Genomic DNA, 15,931 nt, shown 5'->3' with positions numbered 1-15,931 from the left:
TTCCCTGTTTTCTTCAGGCCAGCAAACGGGCCAATGTGGCCGCCGTGAAATCCACCATGGGCACGACGCGGGCATAGTTCAACCGGGTCGGGCCGATCACGCCGACAACCCCGACCACCCGACCGTCCAGCGCGCGCACCGGCTTGGCGATCACCGACGAGCCGGAAAGCGCGAACAGCTTGTTCTCGGAGCCGATGAAGATCCGCGCCGCCTCGCCTTCCCGGGCGCTGTCGAGCAGCCGGGCGATCTCCTCCTTGCCCTCCAGCTCGTCGAGCAGCTGGCGGACGCGGTCGAGGTCCTCGGTGGCGTGGGTGTCGATCAGCCGGGCCTGGCCGCGGACGATCAGCACCGGGCGGCGGCCGCTATCCTCGCTCCAGACCGCAAGGCCGCGTTCGACCAGGTCGGCGGCGGCGGCGTCGAGCGCCGCCTGCTGCTGGCGCAGCTCCCGCTCGATCCGCACCCGCGCCTCGGCGAGCGTCAGCCCGGCGAGTGTGGCGCTCATGTAATTGGCGGCGCGCTGGAGCGACATCGGATCGACGCCACCGGGCAGCTCGACCACCCGGTTCTCCACCGTGCCGTCCTCGCCGACCAGCACGGCTAGCGCACGATCCTGGCTGAGCGGCACGAAGCCGAACTGGCGCAGCACGGTCTCGGCCTTCGGGACCAGCACGAGTCCCGCACAGGCCGAAAGCCCGGACAGCGCGGCAGTGGTGCCGGCGATGGCATCCTCCACCGGACCGCCGGCACCGGCCCGCGCTTCGATCGTCGCGCGTTCCTCGACCGAGGGTTCGTTCGCCTGCATCATCCCGTCGACGAACAGGCGCAGTCCGCTCTCGGTCGGCATCCGGCCGGCACTGGTATGGGGTGCCGCGAGCAGCCCGAGTTCCTCGAGATCCTGCATCACGTTGCGGATCGACGCCGGCGACAGGTTCAGCGCCGAGATGCGCGAGATGGTGCGCGAACCCACCGGCGCGCCGTTGTCGAGATAGGATTCCACCACGATGCGGAACACGTCGCGCGCACGGTCGGTCAGCTCGGGGATCGGCGGCGTGATCATGGTACCCTTTATCTAGGCGGTGCCGCGGGTCGGCTTCAAGGCCGCGCGCCGATGAGACCGGCGATCGGCAGGAGATCGGATGCCGACCCCAGGGCATCGGCGACGCCGGGGTTCCGCGTGCGGTCGCAGCCGAAATAATAGGAGAAGGCGCGGTGCCCAGCTCTTCCATCCCACTGGATCTCGACGCTCGGCATGTCGGTGGCGTGCGGGCCGCAGGCCGGCGTCCCCGGCGCGGTGCGGACGCTGCCGCTGCGCGGACGATAGGGTGCGAGGCGGGTGAGGAAGGCCTCATACTGCGCCGGCGACACCCGAAAGTCGCGCGCGCCGGTCACCGCAGTGAAGCGCTGACCCTCGAAGGTGCCGGTGCCGTCCGGCCGCACGGTCACCGTGTAGACCGGGCATGCGCCGCCGCAGGGGCTGGTGGTGTAGCGGATCATCTCGCCGCGCACGATCGGTGCGGACGGGCCTGCGGGGATGCCGCTGCTCACCGGCGGCGGCGGCGCCGGGCGGGAGGGCCTGACAGGCGCCTGGCGCGCAGGTCCTTCGGGCGGCGCCACCTGCGGGATGCAGCCGCCGAGCACCGCGCCCGCGAAAATCAGTGCAACCAATTGGCGCATGCGTGTCTTTCTTCCCCATGCCTTCTGCTCGCGTTCGTGCGAGACTGGCGGAACGCGCCGCCACGGTCTAGGTGCCCGGCTCGATCTTTAGGGAGACTGAATCGCATGCGCCCATCCGGCCGCGCCCCCGACGAAATGCGGGAAATCACCATCACGCCGAACTTCACCCGCCACGCAGAAGGCTCGGTGCTGATCGGCTTCGGCGACACCCGCGTGCTCGTCACCGCCAGTGTCGAAGAGCGCGTGCCGCCGTTCCTGCGCGGCAAGGGCGAAGGCTGGGTGACGGCCGAATACGGCATGCTGCCCCGCGCCACCCACACCCGCGGCCAGCGCGAAGCGGCCAAGGGCAAGCAGTCGGGCCGCACCCAGGAAATCCAGCGGCTGATCGGCCGTTCACTGCGCGCGGTGACCGACCTCAAGCTGCTCGGCGAACGCCAGATCACCCTCGATTGCGACGTGCTTCAGGCCGATGGCGGCACCCGCACCGCGGCGATCTCCGGCGCCTGGGTGGCGCTGCGCCTTGCGGTCAACAAGCTGATGGCGGAAGGCGCGATCGCCACTGATCCGATCACCACCCAGGTGGCGGCGGTGAGCTGCGGTATCTACCAGGGCACGCCGGTGCTCGACCTCGATTATCCCGAAGATTCGTCGGCCGATGCGGACGCGAACTTCGTGCTGCTCGCCAACGGCAACATCGCCGAGGCACAGGCCACCGCCGAGGGCGCGACCTATGACGAGGAAGGCCTGCTGCGCCTGCTCCGTCTGGCTCGCATCGGCTGCACCCGCATCTTCGACGCCCAGCTGAAGGCGATCGGATGAGCGGCGAAGGCGAAACCCCGCAGGCTATCCGCAAGCTCGCGCCTGGCCGGCTGGTGATCGCCAGCCACAATGAAGGCAAGGTGCGCGAGATCCGCGAGCTGCTCGGTCCCTATGGGATCGAGCCGGTCTCGGCCGCCGAGCTCGACCTGCCCGAGCCCGAGGAGACCGGCACCAGCTTCGTCGCCAATGCCGAGCTCAAGGCGCTGCAGGCGGCGGACCTGTCGGGGCTCCCCGCCCTCGCCGATGATTCGGGGCTGTGCGTCGAGGCGCTGGGGCTCGCCCCCGGCATCTACTCCGCCCGCTGGGGCGCGGCTGCGCCGGGGATGGACGGGCTGGAGCCGGTCGCACCCTTCGAGGGACGCGACTTCGGCCTGGCGATGCAGCGGGTCGAGGACAAGCTGGCGGCGCTGCCGCCCGAGACCAGCCGCGCCGCGCATTTCGTCTGCGCGCTGGCACTCGCCTGGCCCGACGGCCATGTCGAATGGTTCGAGGGGCGAGTCCATGGCGAACTCGTCTGGCCGCCGCGCGGTGAAAAGGGCTTCGGCTATGATCCGATGTTCGTACCGCAGGGGCATGCGGAAACGTTTGGCGAAATGGATCCTGCGGCGAAACATGGCATGAGCCACCGTGCCGATGCATTCCGCCAGTTGGTCACCTCGGTCTTCTGAGGCACATCTGTGATGGCCGCACTGATATTCATGGCACCGAAGGTTTAAGCTATCCTAACGACGTCCATATGTTGATCGAGTAACGATCGGTGCCTAAGCACGGGGGACGATGGAGGATAAATTGGGGGTGCGCGGCACCGAACTATTCGATGAAGTCGATGCGCGGCTGAGCGAAATCAAGCGGCTCTTTACGCAATTCGCTGGTGGATCCCCTGCGGGCACCGGCGAATCGCTGGCCGGTTCGCTCGGTCGGCTGCAACTCGCGCGCATGATTCTTTGGGGTCGCACGCTGCTGGAGCGGGAAGTCGCCAAGGACCTGTTCGCCGATCCGGCGTTCAACATCCTGCTGACGCTCTATGTCAGCCGCGCGGACGGCAAGGACGTGTCGACCTCGGCAGCGTGCACCGCCTCCGGGGTACCGACCACCACCGCACTGCGCTGGATCAACGCGCTCGCGCGGCGCGAAATGATCCACAAGCGCAGCCTGGCCACCGACCGGCGGTTTACCTATCTGGAACTGACCGAGAAAACGGGCCTGGCGCTCGACCGCTATTTCGACCTTATCTTGGATCGGGCAGCGCACCCGATGGTGCCATAACCGCATATCTGGCGGTCAGGCGTTCGAGCGACAGCGATATGTTGGCCGCCTCGGCATCCTCTCCCAAAAGGTCGAGCAGCGCGATCGCGTCCACCAGGTGCGTGCACACCGCCTCGATACCTGCGCCCCGTTCGTCCATTGATTCAATAACTCGCGTATCTTTATGTCCACATTGGATTTTTAGGTACGCGCGAACAAGTGAGGAATAATCCCTACACGGGACACGCCTAGGACACATCTTAACAAAATCGCAAGGCTTTGTGCATTGCGGGACTATATCCGTTTTGGATATTAACCTTGTTTTGCCGCAAGGAAGCCCCGTGACGCCGCTTGCTACGCTCCTTGAACGGGCCGAAGCCATCTACCTGACGCACGGTGGCGGCAGCGGGCGCTATCTTCTCGACCAGATCGAGAAGGGAATCCGCGAAGGCGCGCCGGCAGCGCAGATCTGCGAGCTCGACCATCTTCTGCAACTGATCGAATATCGCGACCGGACACTCGCGCTATACGGCAACCGCTGACCCGCGGGTCAGGCTGCCTGCGCGCAGCTTTCGCGATCCTGAAGGGAGGATCGCTCGCAGCGGCGGTGGTGGATAGGGATGGATTCGAACCACCGTAGGGCGAAGCCCGGCAGATTTACAGTCTGCTGCCTTTAACCACTCGGCCACCTATCCATGGAGACCGCCGCTTGCGAGCGAGGGGGCCCAATGCCGAAGCCAATCGAACCTGTCAACGCCTTGTGTGCACTCTTTTGTCCGCATAGCGTCGCGCCGTCATATTTCGGGGGGATAATATATGCGTCGCACCTTGCTTGCTCTCACCGCCGCGCTGCTCGCCAGCGCACCGATCGCCGCCCAGACGATCCAGACTAGCCCCACGGATCGCGTGATCGACCAGGGCACCAATCATTCGGAGGTGATGCGAATCGCGCAATACCTCACCGACGTGATCGGCGCGCGGCTCACCAACTCGCCCGGCATCCGCAAGGCGGAGGACTGGACCCAGGCCAAGTTCCGCGAATGGGGCTTGGTCAACGTCCACAAGGAAGGCTTCGAGTTCGGGCGCGGCTGGTCGAACGAGAAGCTGGCGGTGCGCATGGTCGCCCCCCGCCCGCTCCAGCTGGTCGCCGCCCCCCTGCCCTGGACCCCGGGCACCAACGGCACGATCACCGGCGAGGTCGTGCTCGCCCCGATCGCCGACGAGGCCGCCTTCGCCCAGTACAAGGGCAAGCTGAAGGGCAAGGTGGTGCTGATCACCGAGCCGCGCGAGCTGGAGGAAGCGACCGAAGCGCCGTTCAAGCGCTGGAGCGTCGAGGAGATGGCCAAGCGCGACTTCTACGAACTGCCCAACGGCGACGGAGAACGCCCCTTCAACCCGGCCCGCTACACCTTCGCCGGCAAGCGCGATGCGTTCCTGAAGGAGGAGGGCGCGATCGGCTATGCGATCATGTCGAGCCGCAACGGCAAGCTGGTCCACGGCCAGAACAGCCAGTTCCAGGTCGGGCAGTCGGGCACCCTGCCGGGCATCGAAATCGCGGCCGAGGATTATCGCCGCCTCGCCCGCCTCGCCAAGATGGGCGCCAAGCCGACGCTGGAAATCGATGCTGTCAACCACTTCGACGACAGCGACACCAAGGGCTACAACATCCTCGCCGACATCCCCGGCACCGATCCCAAGGCGGGCTATGTGATGGCCGGCGCGCATCTCGATAGCTGGGCGATGGGCGACGGCGCGGCGGACAATGGCGCCGGCAGCGCGATGGTGATGGAAGCGGCCCGCATCATCCGCGCCTCGGGCATCAAGACCAAGCGCGCGATCCGCTTCGCCCTGTGGGCGGGCGAGGAGCAGGGCCTGCTCGGATCGATGGCCTATGTCGAGGCCCATATCGCCAAGCGCCCGGTCGACGCCGGTGCCAGCGGCATCGTCCGCTACATGACCTGGAGCCGCGCCTTCCCGATCACCCCGGGGCAGGACCACGCCAAGCTCGCCGCCTATTTCAACCTCGACAACGGATCGGGCAAGATTCGCGGCATCTATGCGCAGGGCAACACCGCGGTGATGCCGATCTTCGAGCAGTGGTTCACGCCCTTCCATGCGATGGGCGCGACCCAGGTTTCGGCACGGCGCACCGGCAGCACCGACCATGTCTTCTTCGACGCGGTGGGCGTGCCCGCGTTCCAGTTCATCCAGGACCCCCTCGACTATGGCTCCATGGTGCATCATACGGACGTCGATACGTTCGATCATCTGAAGGCCGACGATATGCGCCAAGGCGCAACCATCCTCGCCGCATTCCTGATCAACGCCGCCAACAGCGATCAGCCGCTGCCGCGCGCGCCGCTTGCGACCGCGCCGACCCCGGCCGATCAGTTCTACAATTTCCCGGAGTCTGCACACTGATGAAACGTCGAGGCCATCGTCCCAGCCAGGCACCTGCATCGCGGCCGCGCTTTTACGGCCGTCACGCGGTGCTCGCGGCACTCGCCAACCCGGAACGGACGGTGCGCAAGATCTGGGGCACACGCGAGGCGCTGTCGGCGCTGGACCTGCCCCCGATCATCCCGATCACCTATGCCGACGTGGCTGATCTCGGCCGCCTCGTGCCCTCCGATGCGCCGCACCAGGGGCTGGTGGCCGAAGTCGACCCGCTCGAGGAGATCTGGCTCGGTGACCTGCTCGAACAGGGCGCCGAGGACAAGCGCCCGCTGCTGGTGCTCGACCAAGTGACCGATCCGCACAATGTCGGCGCGATCCTGCGCTCGGCGGCGGCGTTCGATGCGCTCGGCATCGTGACGCAGGACCGGCACGCGCCGCCCGAGACCGGCACCCTCGCCCGCTCGGCGGCGGGGACGCTGGAGGTGGTGCCGTGGGTGCGCGTGGTGAACCTGTCGCGCGCGCTCGACGAGATCGCCGAAGCCGGCTTCTGGCGCGTCGGTCTCACCGGCCATGCCAAGGCGACGCTGGGCGAAGTGATGGGCGAGGGCCGCGTCGCGCTGGTGCTGGGTGCCGAAGGCGAAGGCATGCGCCAGAATACCGAGGCGCATTGCGACCAGCTCGCCCGCCTGCCGATCTCGCCCAAGGTGGAAAGCCTGAACGTGTCGAACGCCGCGGCCGTGGCGCTCTACGCGGTGAAAACGCGCGGCTGAGGAGCAGGGGCGTGACCAAGATGTTGCGATCGCTGGCGCTGGCGGTGCTTGCGCCCCTCGTGCTGGCAAGCTGCCTGTTCGTGCCCGGCAAATTCGATTCCGCGCTCACCATCCACCGCGATCGCAGCTTCACCTTCACCTACAAGGGGGAGGTGGTCGCCATCGACCTGAAGGGGATCGGGGGCGATTTCACGAAGCTGGCCGAGGAAGAGGCCGCCAAGAAGGACAAGAACGGCTCGGCCGATCCGGCCAAGGTCAAGGCGGCCGAGCAGGCGAAGCGCGACGAGGAATATCGCAAGCTCGCGGTCGAGCTCGCCAAGGAAGCGGGCTATCGCAGCGTCGAATATCGCGGCAACGGCATCTTCTATGTCGATTTCGCGCTCTCGGGCGTGCTCGATCACGCCTTCGTCTACCCGTACAACCAGGATAACGAGATCGTCCTGCCCTGGATCGCGATCGAGCTGCGCGGCAAGGATGCGGTGCGGGTGAAGGCGCAGGGCTTTGCCCGGCAGAAGAGCGAAGCCGCGGGCCTTGGCGGCATGGGCGCGGGCATGTCGCAAGGCGCGGAGGCGGCCGATCGCATGGAGGGGACGTTTACCCTCACCACCGATGCCGAGGTGATCAGCCAGAACAACGAGGCCGGCGCCGAGACCGTCGGCAGCGAGAAGGTGATCCGCTGGAAGGTGGATACTCGAACCAAGGATGCGCCGATGGCCGCGCTGCGCGTCGCCCCCTTGCGCTGACACGAAAACGGGCGGGTGCGCTGTGCACCCGCCCGCCCTCTCCACCCCCCCTTTGGGGACAGGGTTCAGGCCAGTTCCCACTCCAGTGCGATCTGGGCCTTGAGCAGTTTGGACACCGGACAGTTCGCCTCGGCACCCTTGGCGAGCGCTTCGAACTGCTCCTCGCTGATGCCGGGCACTTCGGCGCGCAGCTTCAGGTCCGAACGGGTGATGGTGAAGCCGTCGCCGTCCTGCTCCAGCTTCACCGCGGCCGTCGTCTCCAGCGTGCCGTCGCTGAACCCCGCCTGGGCGAGCGCGAAGCTCAACGCCATGGTGAAGCAGCCGGCGTGCGCGGCGGCGATCAGCTCTTCCGGATTGGTGCCCTTCTCGTCGCCGAAGCGCGTGTTGAAGCTGTAGGGCGTCGCTTCCAGCACGCCCGAGGGGCTGGTCAACTGGCCTTTACCGGCCTTGCCGAAGCCGGTGTAGCGGGCGGTGGCGGTGCGCGTGGTCATGACTGGCTCCTGGAAAAGGCCGGGCCGGGGAATCGACCCCCGGCCCGATCCTATCACTTGCACGTGACGTTGTTGCGATCGATCGAACGACCTGCGGCAGCACCGGCCGCGGCGCCGAGCAGCGTGCCCAGCGTCTGCGATCCGCCCGGCGCGATGATGTTGCCGAGCAGGCCGCCCGCCACGCCGCCGACGATCAGGCCGGTCGTGCCGTCGTTGCGGCGACAATAATAGCGGCCGTCCTGGCCGCGATAGACGCGATCGTTCTGCGACAGGCGACGCTCGCGCACGCGCGGATTCTCGCGATAATAGCGGTCAGCATAATAGCCGTTATAGGCCGGGTCGGGGCGGTTATAGTCGTACTGGCGATAGCCGCCGCCGCCGGCATAACCGGGGCCGTAACCGCCTTCGGCGCAACCGGAAACCAGCGTCGCGGCCGCGACCATGCTCAAAGCGAAAATGCGCATCGGGTCTCTCCTGATCCATGTTGATATGCGTGGGCAATGCACGGCCGCGCGGAAGGTTGCCCGGCCGTGCCGATCCGGGGAGGATCAGGAAGGCGCCGCGTCGTTGCGGCGAAGCTCGGCGGCCTGACCGGCGACCAGCGTCGGTGCCGAGCCGCCGGCCAGCGCCGGCGCGAACGCCTCACGCTCGTTGGCCGGGATCGACGCGGTGGGGTCGGGGCGGAACTGCTCGATCGCGCGCTGGCTGCCGTCCGGATGGCTGTCGCCCATCAGGTCGGTCGGCACGGTGCCCGGCTCCGCGGCGGTACGGCGGCTCCACAGCGCGCCGAACGCGACCGCGCCGATCGCACCCAGCCCGGCAGCGGCGATCGCCGCAATCCCGGTCCGCCCCAGCGCCGAGCGCTTCCGGACCTTGGTCGCCGGCGCGGCTACCTTGGGCGCGCGCTTCGGGCGGGCCTTGGGCGCAGGCTTGGCGGCGGCGGGCTCTACCTTGGTGTCGGCGGCTGCAGCCGTGGTCGCGGCCTTGGGGGTGCGCTTGCGCGGCGTGGGGGTCTTGGGCGTCTTGCTGGCGGTGGCCATCGAAATCTCCTTTCGGTTACGGCACGGTCAACGGGCCGGGGCGCGCGCGTGTTCCGCGCGATGCAGGATCAGCGGGCGCAAATGCGGGCGCGTTCGTTCACCCAGCAGCCGTCCTTGCGGGTGACGGTGCCCAGCGGGTCGCCAGCCCTGTCGTCGTCGGGATCGGCATTCCAGCTGGCGTCGGCCTTGCCGTCGGCGCGCGTGGTGACCACCGCGAAATGCGACTGGGCGGGCTTGCCGGCGCTCCAGGTGTTGAGCGTGTAGCCGCCGTCGCCCATCGGATAAACCTGGCAGCGGCCGTCGAGCAGCGTCTTGCCGTCAACCTCGAAGCGGCACTGTTTGGCGGCGGAGTGTGGCGGGGTCTCGTCGTTCGCCACCGGCGTGGCGCGGGGGGACGGCACGGGGCTTGGCGTTGCGGTCGATTCGACGTTCGCGGTCGGGTCGTCGGCCGGCTTCGGGCCGTTGCAGGCGGCAAGCGGCACCAGGAGCAGCAGCGTCATGGCGATGGAGCAGGTCTTCAAGGGCAAACGGCGTCTCCGCAGGAGGTTGCCGCGCCCTACCCACATGGCTCAGCTTTTGTTCCCGCGCAGACGGTGAAGCAAGCAATAGCCCCTCCCCTTCAGGGGAGGGCTTAAGAAGGCAGGAAATCGTGCTCCCCTTCCCTTCCCGCGTGAACTTCCCCCCAAATCCTCCTATCTGACTCGCATGCCGACCCGCTTCGCTTCCGTCCCCCATCGCCGCGCCCTGATCGATCGCCGCGCCGTCGCCGAACGCCTCGCCGCGCTGGAGGCCCGCGACACCGCCGCACTGCGCCAGGCGGGCGCCACCGAGCTGAAGGCTGCGCTCGACGCGGGCCAGGCGGAGATCGCCCGTCGCCTCGCCGAACACCCCTCGCGCGGGCTGGAAGCCGCCGCGGCGGGCGCCTTCCTCACCGACCAGATCCTGCGCCTGCTCTGGGACTTCACCGTCGAGCGGCTCCACCCCAATGCCAACCCCACCGCCGCAGAGCGGATGACGCTGATCGCGGTGGGCGGCTATGGCCGCGGCGAGATGGCGCCGCATTCGGACATCGACATCGGCTTCCTCACCCCCTGGAAGGTCACCGGCTGGAGCGAGCAGGTGATCGAATCGATGCTCTATTCGCTGTGGGACATGCGGCTGAAGGTGGGGCATTCCTCGCGCTCGCTCGACGAGATGGTCCGCCAGGCCAAGGCCGACGTCACCGTCTGCACCGCGCTGCTCGAGGCGCGCTATGTGTGGGGCGATACCGAGCTCTATGACGAGGCGGCCAAGCGTTTCAAGGCGGAGCTGCAGGCGGACAAGGCCCGAGGGTTCATCACCGCCAAGCTGGAGGAGCGCAACGCCCGCCACAAGAAGATGGGCGACAGCCGCTATGTCGTCGAACCCAACGTCAAGGAGGGCAAGGGCGGCCTGCGCGACCTGCACACGCTCTTCTGGATCGGCAAGTTCGCCTACAATGTCGGCGAACCGGCGCAGCTGGTCGAGGCCGGGCTGCTGACGCCCACCGAATATCGCCAGTTCCGCCGCGCCGAGAACTTCCTCTGGGCGGTGCGCTGCCAGCTCCACCTGATCACCAATCGCCCCGAAGACCGCCTCACCTTCGACGTCCAGCGCGAAATCGCCGAGCGGATGCGCTTCGCCGACCGGCCCGGCATGTCCAAAGTCGAGCGCTTCATGCGCTATTACTTCCTCCAGGCGAAGGTGGTGGGCGACCTCACCGGCGTGTTCCTCGCGCATCTCGACGAGAAGTTCGCGGCGCGCGGCCGCCGCTTCGGCTTCCCCGCGCTTTGGCGCGGCCGGCGCAAGCTCAAGGGCTTCGTGCTCGAGCGCGGCCGGCTGGCGCTGCCGCGTGACACCTTCTTCCGCGAGGATCCGGTCCGCCTGATCGAGCTGTTCGCGCTGGCCGACCTGCACGAGGTGGAGATCCACCCGCTGGCGATGCGCGCCGCTGCCCGCGACGCCAAGCTGGTCGACGACGTCCGCACCGATCCGCGCGCCAACGCGCTGTTCCTCGACGTGCTGACCTCGCCACGCGACCCGGAAACGGTGCTGCGCTGGATGAACGAGGCGGGCGTGTTCGGCCGCTTCGTGCCCGAGTTCGGCCGCGTCGTCGCGCAGATGCAGTTCGACATGTACCACCATTATACGGTGGACGAGCATTCGATCCGCGCGATCGGGCTGCTCAGCAAGATCGAGAAGGGCCAGCTCAAGGAGGACCATCCGCTCGCCAGCGGCATCCTCCACCAGCTCGCCTCGCGCCGCGCGCTGTACGTTGCAGTGCTGCTGCACGATATCGCCAAGGGTCGCAGCGGCGACCATTCGATCCTCGGCGCCGAAGTGGCGGAGCGGCTCTGCCCGCGGCTGGGCCTCACGCCCGGCGAGACCGAGATGGTGGCCTGGCTGGTGCGCTGGCACCTGCTGATGTCCGCCACCGCGTTCAAGCGCGACCTGGCCGACTTCAAGACCATCCTCGATTTCACCGCCCAGGTGCAGAGCGCCGAGCGCCTGCGCATGCTGCTGGCGCTGACCGTGGTCGACATCCGCGCGGTCGGCCCGGGCGTGTGGAACGGCTGGAAGCGCCAGTTGCTCGGCGGGCTGTACGAAGCTGCGGAGGAGGTGCTGCGCCTCGGCCACAAGCAGCGCGGCCGCACTGAGCGGATCGCCGCCAAGCAGGACGAGCTGGGCGCAGCACTCGGCTGGCCTGCGCCCAAGTTCGAGGCGTTCAAGCGCCGCTTCACCGAAAGCTACTGGATCGCCGAGCCGAGCGACGTGCTGGAGCGCAACGCCGCGATGGTCGCCGCCGCGGGGGATGCGACGCTGCACGTCGAGGCGCAGGTCTATCCCGAACGCGGCGCGACGCTGGTCACGGTCTACGCGGCCGACCATCCCGGCCTGTTCTACCGGATCGCCGGCGCCATCCATGTCGCCGGCGGCAACATCATCGACGCGCGGATCCACACCACGCGCGATGGCATGGCGCTCGACAATTTCCTGGTCCAGGACCCGTTCGGACAGCCGTTCGACGAGGAGGCGCGGCTCACCCGGCTCAAGACCGGCATCGCCGATGCCCTGGCGAACCGTGGCCGGCTTTCCGAACGGCTCAAGACCAAGGCGCCGGTGCGCCCCCGTGCCGATGCCTTCTCGATCGAACCCAATGTGTTCATCGATAACAAGGCGTCGAACCGCTTCACCGTCATCGAAGTCAATGCGCGCGATCGGCCGGCGCTACTCTACAGTCTCGCTAATGCGCTGTTCCAGTCGAAGGTGACGATTCACTCCGCCCATGTTGCCACCTATGGCGAGCGCGCGGTGGATACTTTCTATCTTACCGACCTGATCGGCGATAAGATCAGCTCGACGTCGCGACTCAAGACGATCGAGCGGCGTCTGCTGGAGGCCGCGGCCGGCGAGGAAATCGCCCAGGCCGCCTGATCGGGGGGACCAACATGCCGGTAGTGGGGCTGGGCGGCTATTTCTTTCGTGCGCAGGATCCGGAGGGGCTGAAGCGCTGGTACCAGGAGATGCTGGGCGTCGGCGGCGGCTGCGGCACGGATTCCAGCGGCCAGCCGAGCCCTTGGTTCTGGTATCCCGAACCCGGTGGCGTGGTGTTCCAGCCCTTTCCTGCAGACAGCAGCTATTACGCGGCGGACAAGCAGGTGATGCTCAACCTGCGGGTGATCGATCTCGACGGGCTGCTCGAGCAGCTCAACGCCGCGGGCGTGGCGATCGAGACGCGGGCGGAGTGGGACACGCCGGAAACCGGCCGCTTCGCCCGCATCCACGATCCCGAGGGCAACCCGATCGAACTATGGGAACCGCCTGCGGAGTAGGACCTACCCCGTCCCGAACGGCAGGATGCTCTCCAGCGTCGCCAGCGGTGGCGCCCCCGGCACCACGGCCCCCTGCCGCAGGAGGAAGACGTGACGGACGATTTCGGCCTGCTGCTCGATGCCATACCGGGCCAGCGTCCAGCCCGGCTTGATGCTGTAGTGGTAGCGGCAGAACGGATGCCGCCGCAGCACGAGGTTCAGCCCATGCTGGTGCTGCCAGACATGGACCAGCTCGTGAATCAGATGCCCCTGCAGCCCCAGCCCCGCGCTGGCAAAACAGTCCCGATAGGCATCGCCCGCCGGGTGGAAGTGGAGATGCCCGCGCGGCGCCATGGTCACGCCCCGCGGCTGGAAGGGAAACCACTTCCGCCGATATACCCGCACCGGATCAAGATCGATCGCAGTGCCGAACATACCGCGGGCCAGCGCCCGCTCGGCATCGGTAAGAGGGCGGCCCTGTCGCGGGTCGTCGCCGGACATGGCCGCCCTCCCCTGCTTACTTGATCGCGAGCCCCGTCCACTTGGCGGCGAACGCCCAGAGGTCGGCGGTTTCCTCGATCACCTTGTCGGTCGGCTTGCCCGAGCCGTGGCCGGCGCGAGTCTCGATGCGGATCAGATGCGGGCGGTCGCCGATCTGGGCATGCTGCAGCGCCGCCGTGTACTTGAAGCTGTGGCCCGGCACGACGCGGTCGTCGGTATCCGCCGTGCTCACCAGGATCGCCGGATATTCCACGCCGCTCTTGATGTTGTGATAGGGCGAATAGGCATAGAGCCGCTTGAAGTCCGCTTCCTTCGACGGATAGCCGTAATCGTCGACCCAGTAGCGGCCGGCGGTGAACCGGTCGAAGCGGGTCATGTCCATCACGCCCACCGCGGGCAGCGCCGCGGCGAACAGGTCCGGGCGCTGGTTGGTCACCGCGCCGACCAGCAGGCCGCCATTGGAGCCGCCCTGGATCGCCAGCTGGCCCTTGCCGGTGATGCCTTCTTTGATCAGAAACTCGCCCGCGCCGATGAAGTCGTCGAACACATTCTGCTTGTTGGCGAGCCGGCCGCCATCGTGCCACGCCTTGCCATATTCGCCGCCGCCGCGGATGTTCGCCACGACGAACACGCCGCCCTGCTCCAGCCAGGCCAGCCGGCCCGCCGAGAAGCCCGGGGTGATCGGGATGTTGAACCCGCCATAGCCGTAGAGGATCGTCGGCGCGGGGCCGGTGACGCTCTTCTTGCGGACGATGAACATCGGCACCTTGGTGCCGTCCTTCGAGGCATAGAAGCGCTGCTCGACCGCATAGTCCTGCGGGTCGAACGCGACCTTCGGCTGCGCCCAGGGCTCGGCCTTGCCGGTCTTCACGTCGTAGCGGAAGATCGTCGTCGGATAGTTGAAGCTGGTGAAGGCGAAGAAGGTCTCGCCGTCATGCGGATGCCCGCCAAAGCCGCTCGCGGTGCCGATGCCGGGCAGCGCGACCTTGCCGTCGGCCTTGCCGTCCAGCGTGTAGCGGCGGACCTCGGTGGCGGCATCGACCATGTAGCTGAGGATCAGCCGGTCGCCGACGATCGACTGGCCGGCCAGCGTCTCCTTCTGCTCGGGCACCACCTCGTGCGGGGTGAGCGCCGGGTCGGCGAGGTCGATGGTGACGATGCGCTGGCGCGGCGCGCCGTCGTCGGTCGCGAACCAGAACTTCGTGCCGACATTGCCGATCGGCGACCAATCATGCTCCAGCTTGCCTATGACGGTCTTCGCCTTCCAGGCGGGGTCCTTCAGTTCGACGATATGGACGAGGTTCTTGTTGTCGGTCCCCTCGCTGGTGGTGATCACCAGATAGCGGCCATCGTCGGTGATGCCGGCATAATGGCTCTGCTTGGGCGTCGACGGCGTCTCGTAGACCAGCCGGTCGGCCGACTGCTGGGTGCCCAGCTTGTGGAAATAGATGCGGTGGTTCTCGTTGAGCGCCTGGAACTTGGCGTCCGCCGGCGGCTCGGGATAGCGCGAGTAGAAGAAGCCGCTGCCGTCCTTCGCCCAGGCCACGCCCATGGTGAACTTGGCCCAGCTCACCGTGTCGCCGGTCTCCTTGCCGGTGGCGACGTCGAGCACCTTGATCGTCCGCCAGTCGGTGCCGCCGTCCTGAATCGAATAGGCGAGCAGCTTGCCGTCCTCGCTGGGCAGCCATTCGGCGAGCGCGGTGGCGCCGTCCTTCGCCCAGCCATTGGGATCGATCAGCACCCGGCCCTGGCCGTTCAGACCGTCGCGGACGAACAGCACCGCCTGGTTCTGCAAGCCGCTGTTGTGCGCGTAGAAATAATGGCCGCCCTTCTGCTCGGGCACGCCGAAGCGCTCGTAATCGAACAGCTGCTTGATCCGGCCTTTCAGCGCGTCGCGACCCGGCAGCGTCGCCAGATAGGCGTCGGTGACCTTGTTCTCCGCCTCGACCCAGGCGGCGACTTCGTGATCATTGCGGACGTCGTTTTCCAGCCAGCGATAGGGATCGGCGACCTTCACCCCGAACTGTTCGTCCACCACGTCGACGCGGCGGGTTTCGGGATAGGCGAACTTGGTCATCGGCGCGGTGGTCTCCGGCTTAGGTGTCTGGGCGAAGGCGGGGCTGGCGAAGAGTAACGGCAGGATCAATGCACGGCGCATTCAAGGGCTCCCTGAGAATGCGCCTACCCTAGCAGGCCGGTGCCTTGGCTCAAGCCAAGCCGTTGAGCTCGATCACCCAGGCAAAGGCCGCGAGCGGCGACAGCGCCAGCAGCGCGGCGATCCACGCGCCGATATCGATGGGCGCGGCCGACCGCGCCCGTTTGGACTTGCGAGACATGTCGTTTCTCCAGCACCGCCTGCCGAGGCGATGCCCCCTGTTCGGCGGCAGAAATGGGGAGCGCCGGCGGGTTTGCAAGCGAAAC

Annotated in this window: 19 protein-coding genes and 1 tRNA gene; 9 read left to right on the top strand and 11 right to left on the bottom strand. The window is 67.4% G+C overall.

The genetic code is table 11. The annotated features are described in order from the left end of the window. Window positions 1-13: 13 nt before the first annotated feature. Both hrcA and ACTJKY_RS06630 read right to left on the bottom strand, forming a co-directional pair. On the bottom strand, window positions 14-1,057 hold the full coding sequence (gene hrcA / locus ACTJKY_RS06635) for a heat-inducible transcriptional repressor HrcA (protein ID WP_440844935.1): 1,044 nt from the start codon (window positions 1,055-1,057) through the stop codon (window positions 14-16). A gap of 35 nt (window positions 1,058-1,092) precedes the next feature. Beyond that, on the bottom strand, window positions 1,093-1,674 hold the full coding sequence (locus ACTJKY_RS06630) for a DUF6438 domain-containing protein (RefSeq protein WP_440844934.1): 582 nt from the start codon (window positions 1,672-1,674) through the stop codon (window positions 1,093-1,095). A gap of 105 nt (window positions 1,675-1,779) precedes the next feature. Here ACTJKY_RS06630 and rph point away from each other — a divergent pair, with 105 nt between their 5' ends. The 3 genes from rph (at window position 1,780) to ACTJKY_RS06615 (ending at window position 3,759) form a co-directional block, all read left to right on the top strand. Next, window positions 1,780-2,493 (top strand): ribonuclease PH, encoded by a 714-nt coding sequence (rph, locus tag ACTJKY_RS06625; protein ID WP_440844933.1) that lies wholly within the window; start codon window positions 1,780-1,782, stop codon window positions 2,491-2,493. Further along, window positions 2,490-3,161: an RdgB/HAM1 family non-canonical purine NTP pyrophosphatase gene (gene rdgB, locus ACTJKY_RS06620; RefSeq protein ID WP_440844931.1), complete on the top strand. Its 672-nt coding sequence runs from the start codon at window positions 2,490-2,492 to the stop codon at window positions 3,159-3,161. The genes rph and rdgB overlap by 4 nt, the downstream gene beginning before the upstream one ends. Window positions 3,162-3,288: 127 nt before the next feature. Then, window positions 3,289-3,759: a transcriptional regulator gene (locus ACTJKY_RS06615; protein WP_440844930.1), complete on the top strand. Its 471-nt coding sequence runs from the start codon at window positions 3,289-3,291 to the stop codon at window positions 3,757-3,759. On the opposite strand, the gene ACTJKY_RS06610 is transcribed toward ACTJKY_RS06615, so the two are convergent. Next, window positions 3,722-3,898, bottom strand: a complete 177-nt coding sequence (locus ACTJKY_RS06610; protein WP_440844929.1) for a hypothetical protein — start codon at window positions 3,896-3,898, stop codon at window positions 3,722-3,724. The two genes, ACTJKY_RS06615 and ACTJKY_RS06610, sit on opposite strands and share 38 nt — an antisense overlap. Window positions 3,899-4,079: 181 nt before the next feature. On the opposite strand from ACTJKY_RS06610, the gene ACTJKY_RS06605 reads away from it, so the two are divergent. Beyond that, window positions 4,080-4,280 carry a hypothetical protein gene (locus ACTJKY_RS06605; RefSeq protein WP_440844928.1) on the top strand — a complete coding sequence of 67 codons (201 nt, stop codon included), beginning with the start codon at window positions 4,080-4,082 and terminating at the stop codon, window positions 4,278-4,280. Window positions 4,281-4,346: 66 nt separating this feature from the next. On the opposite strand, the gene ACTJKY_RS06600 is transcribed toward ACTJKY_RS06605, so the two are convergent. Continuing rightward, window positions 4,347-4,433: transfer RNA gene (locus tag ACTJKY_RS06600), tRNA-Tyr, on the bottom strand. Window positions 4,434-4,554: 121 nt separating this feature from the next. On the opposite strand from ACTJKY_RS06600, the gene ACTJKY_RS06595 reads away from it, so the two are divergent. From ACTJKY_RS06595 to ACTJKY_RS06585, 3 genes are read left to right on the top strand one after another with little or no spacing between them, the layout of a single operon-like run. Further along, a complete protein-coding gene (locus tag ACTJKY_RS06595; protein WP_440844926.1) occupies window positions 4,555-6,159 on the top strand; it encodes a M20/M25/M40 family metallo-hydrolase in 1,605 nt (534 codons plus the stop codon). Next, window positions 6,159-6,905 carry a 23S rRNA (guanosine(2251)-2'-O)-methyltransferase RlmB gene (gene rlmB / locus ACTJKY_RS06590; RefSeq protein WP_440844925.1) on the top strand — a complete coding sequence of 249 codons (747 nt, stop codon included), beginning with the start codon at window positions 6,159-6,161 and terminating at the stop codon, window positions 6,903-6,905. The genes ACTJKY_RS06595 and rlmB overlap by 1 nt, the downstream gene beginning before the upstream one ends. Before the next feature lie 11 nt (window positions 6,906-6,916). Continuing rightward, window positions 6,917-7,648, top strand: a complete 732-nt coding sequence (locus tag ACTJKY_RS06585) for a hypothetical protein (RefSeq protein WP_440844924.1) — start codon at window positions 6,917-6,919, stop codon at window positions 7,646-7,648. Between the two features lie 65 nt (window positions 7,649-7,713). Here the strand turns inward: ACTJKY_RS06585 and ACTJKY_RS06580 are convergent, their stop codons facing one another. The 4 genes from ACTJKY_RS06580 to ACTJKY_RS06565 all read right to left on the bottom strand — a co-directional run bounded on the left by ACTJKY_RS06580 (window position 7,714) and on the right by ACTJKY_RS06565 (window position 9,679). Next, window positions 7,714-8,139, bottom strand: a complete 426-nt coding sequence (locus ACTJKY_RS06580) for an OsmC family protein (protein WP_121074363.1) — start codon at window positions 8,137-8,139, stop codon at window positions 7,714-7,716. A gap of 53 nt (window positions 8,140-8,192) precedes the next feature. After that, window positions 8,193-8,603, bottom strand: coding sequence for a glycine zipper 2TM domain-containing protein (locus ACTJKY_RS06575; RefSeq protein ID WP_440844923.1), 411 nt, complete (start codon window positions 8,601-8,603; stop codon window positions 8,193-8,195). Window positions 8,604-8,687: 84 nt separating this feature from the next. Next, window positions 8,688-9,179, bottom strand: coding sequence for a hypothetical protein (locus ACTJKY_RS06570; RefSeq protein WP_440844922.1), 492 nt, complete (start codon window positions 9,177-9,179; stop codon window positions 8,688-8,690). Between the two features lie 68 nt (window positions 9,180-9,247). After that, window positions 9,248-9,679, bottom strand: coding sequence for a hypothetical protein (locus tag ACTJKY_RS06565; RefSeq protein ID WP_440844921.1), 432 nt, complete (start codon window positions 9,677-9,679; stop codon window positions 9,248-9,250). A 205-nt stretch (window positions 9,680-9,884) separates the two neighbouring features. On the opposite strand from ACTJKY_RS06565, the gene ACTJKY_RS06560 reads away from it, so the two are divergent. Both ACTJKY_RS06560 and ACTJKY_RS06555 read left to right on the top strand, forming a co-directional pair. Then, window positions 9,885-12,632 (top strand): [protein-PII] uridylyltransferase, encoded by a 2,748-nt coding sequence (locus ACTJKY_RS06560; RefSeq protein WP_440844920.1) that lies wholly within the window; start codon window positions 9,885-9,887, stop codon window positions 12,630-12,632. 14 nt (window positions 12,633-12,646) lie between these two features. Further along, window positions 12,647-13,030 carry a VOC family protein gene (locus tag ACTJKY_RS06555; protein ID WP_440844918.1) on the top strand — a complete coding sequence of 128 codons (384 nt, stop codon included), beginning with the start codon at window positions 12,647-12,649 and terminating at the stop codon, window positions 13,028-13,030. A gap of 3 nt (window positions 13,031-13,033) precedes the next feature. Here ACTJKY_RS06555 and ACTJKY_RS06550 read toward each other — a convergent pair whose 3' ends face one another. The 3 genes from ACTJKY_RS06550 to ACTJKY_RS06540 form a co-directional block, all read right to left on the bottom strand. Continuing rightward, window positions 13,034-13,510 (bottom strand): vgr related protein, encoded by a 477-nt coding sequence (locus ACTJKY_RS06550; protein WP_440844917.1) that lies wholly within the window; start codon window positions 13,508-13,510, stop codon window positions 13,034-13,036. A gap of 16 nt (window positions 13,511-13,526) precedes the next feature. After that, window positions 13,527-15,668: a prolyl oligopeptidase family serine peptidase gene (locus ACTJKY_RS06545; RefSeq protein WP_440844916.1), complete on the bottom strand. Its 2,142-nt coding sequence runs from the start codon at window positions 15,666-15,668 to the stop codon at window positions 13,527-13,529. Between the two features lie 49 nt (window positions 15,669-15,717). Next, a partial coding sequence (locus ACTJKY_RS06540) for a hypothetical protein (protein WP_440844915.1) occupies window positions 15,718-15,931 on the bottom strand: 214 nt, incomplete at its 5' end.

Source organism: Sphingomonas sp. 22176, from assembly GCF_052045505.1.
Classification (GTDB): domain Bacteria; phylum Pseudomonadota; class Alphaproteobacteria; order Sphingomonadales; family Sphingomonadaceae; genus Sphingomonas.
This window is presented reverse-complemented; position numbering and strand designations above follow the sequence as displayed.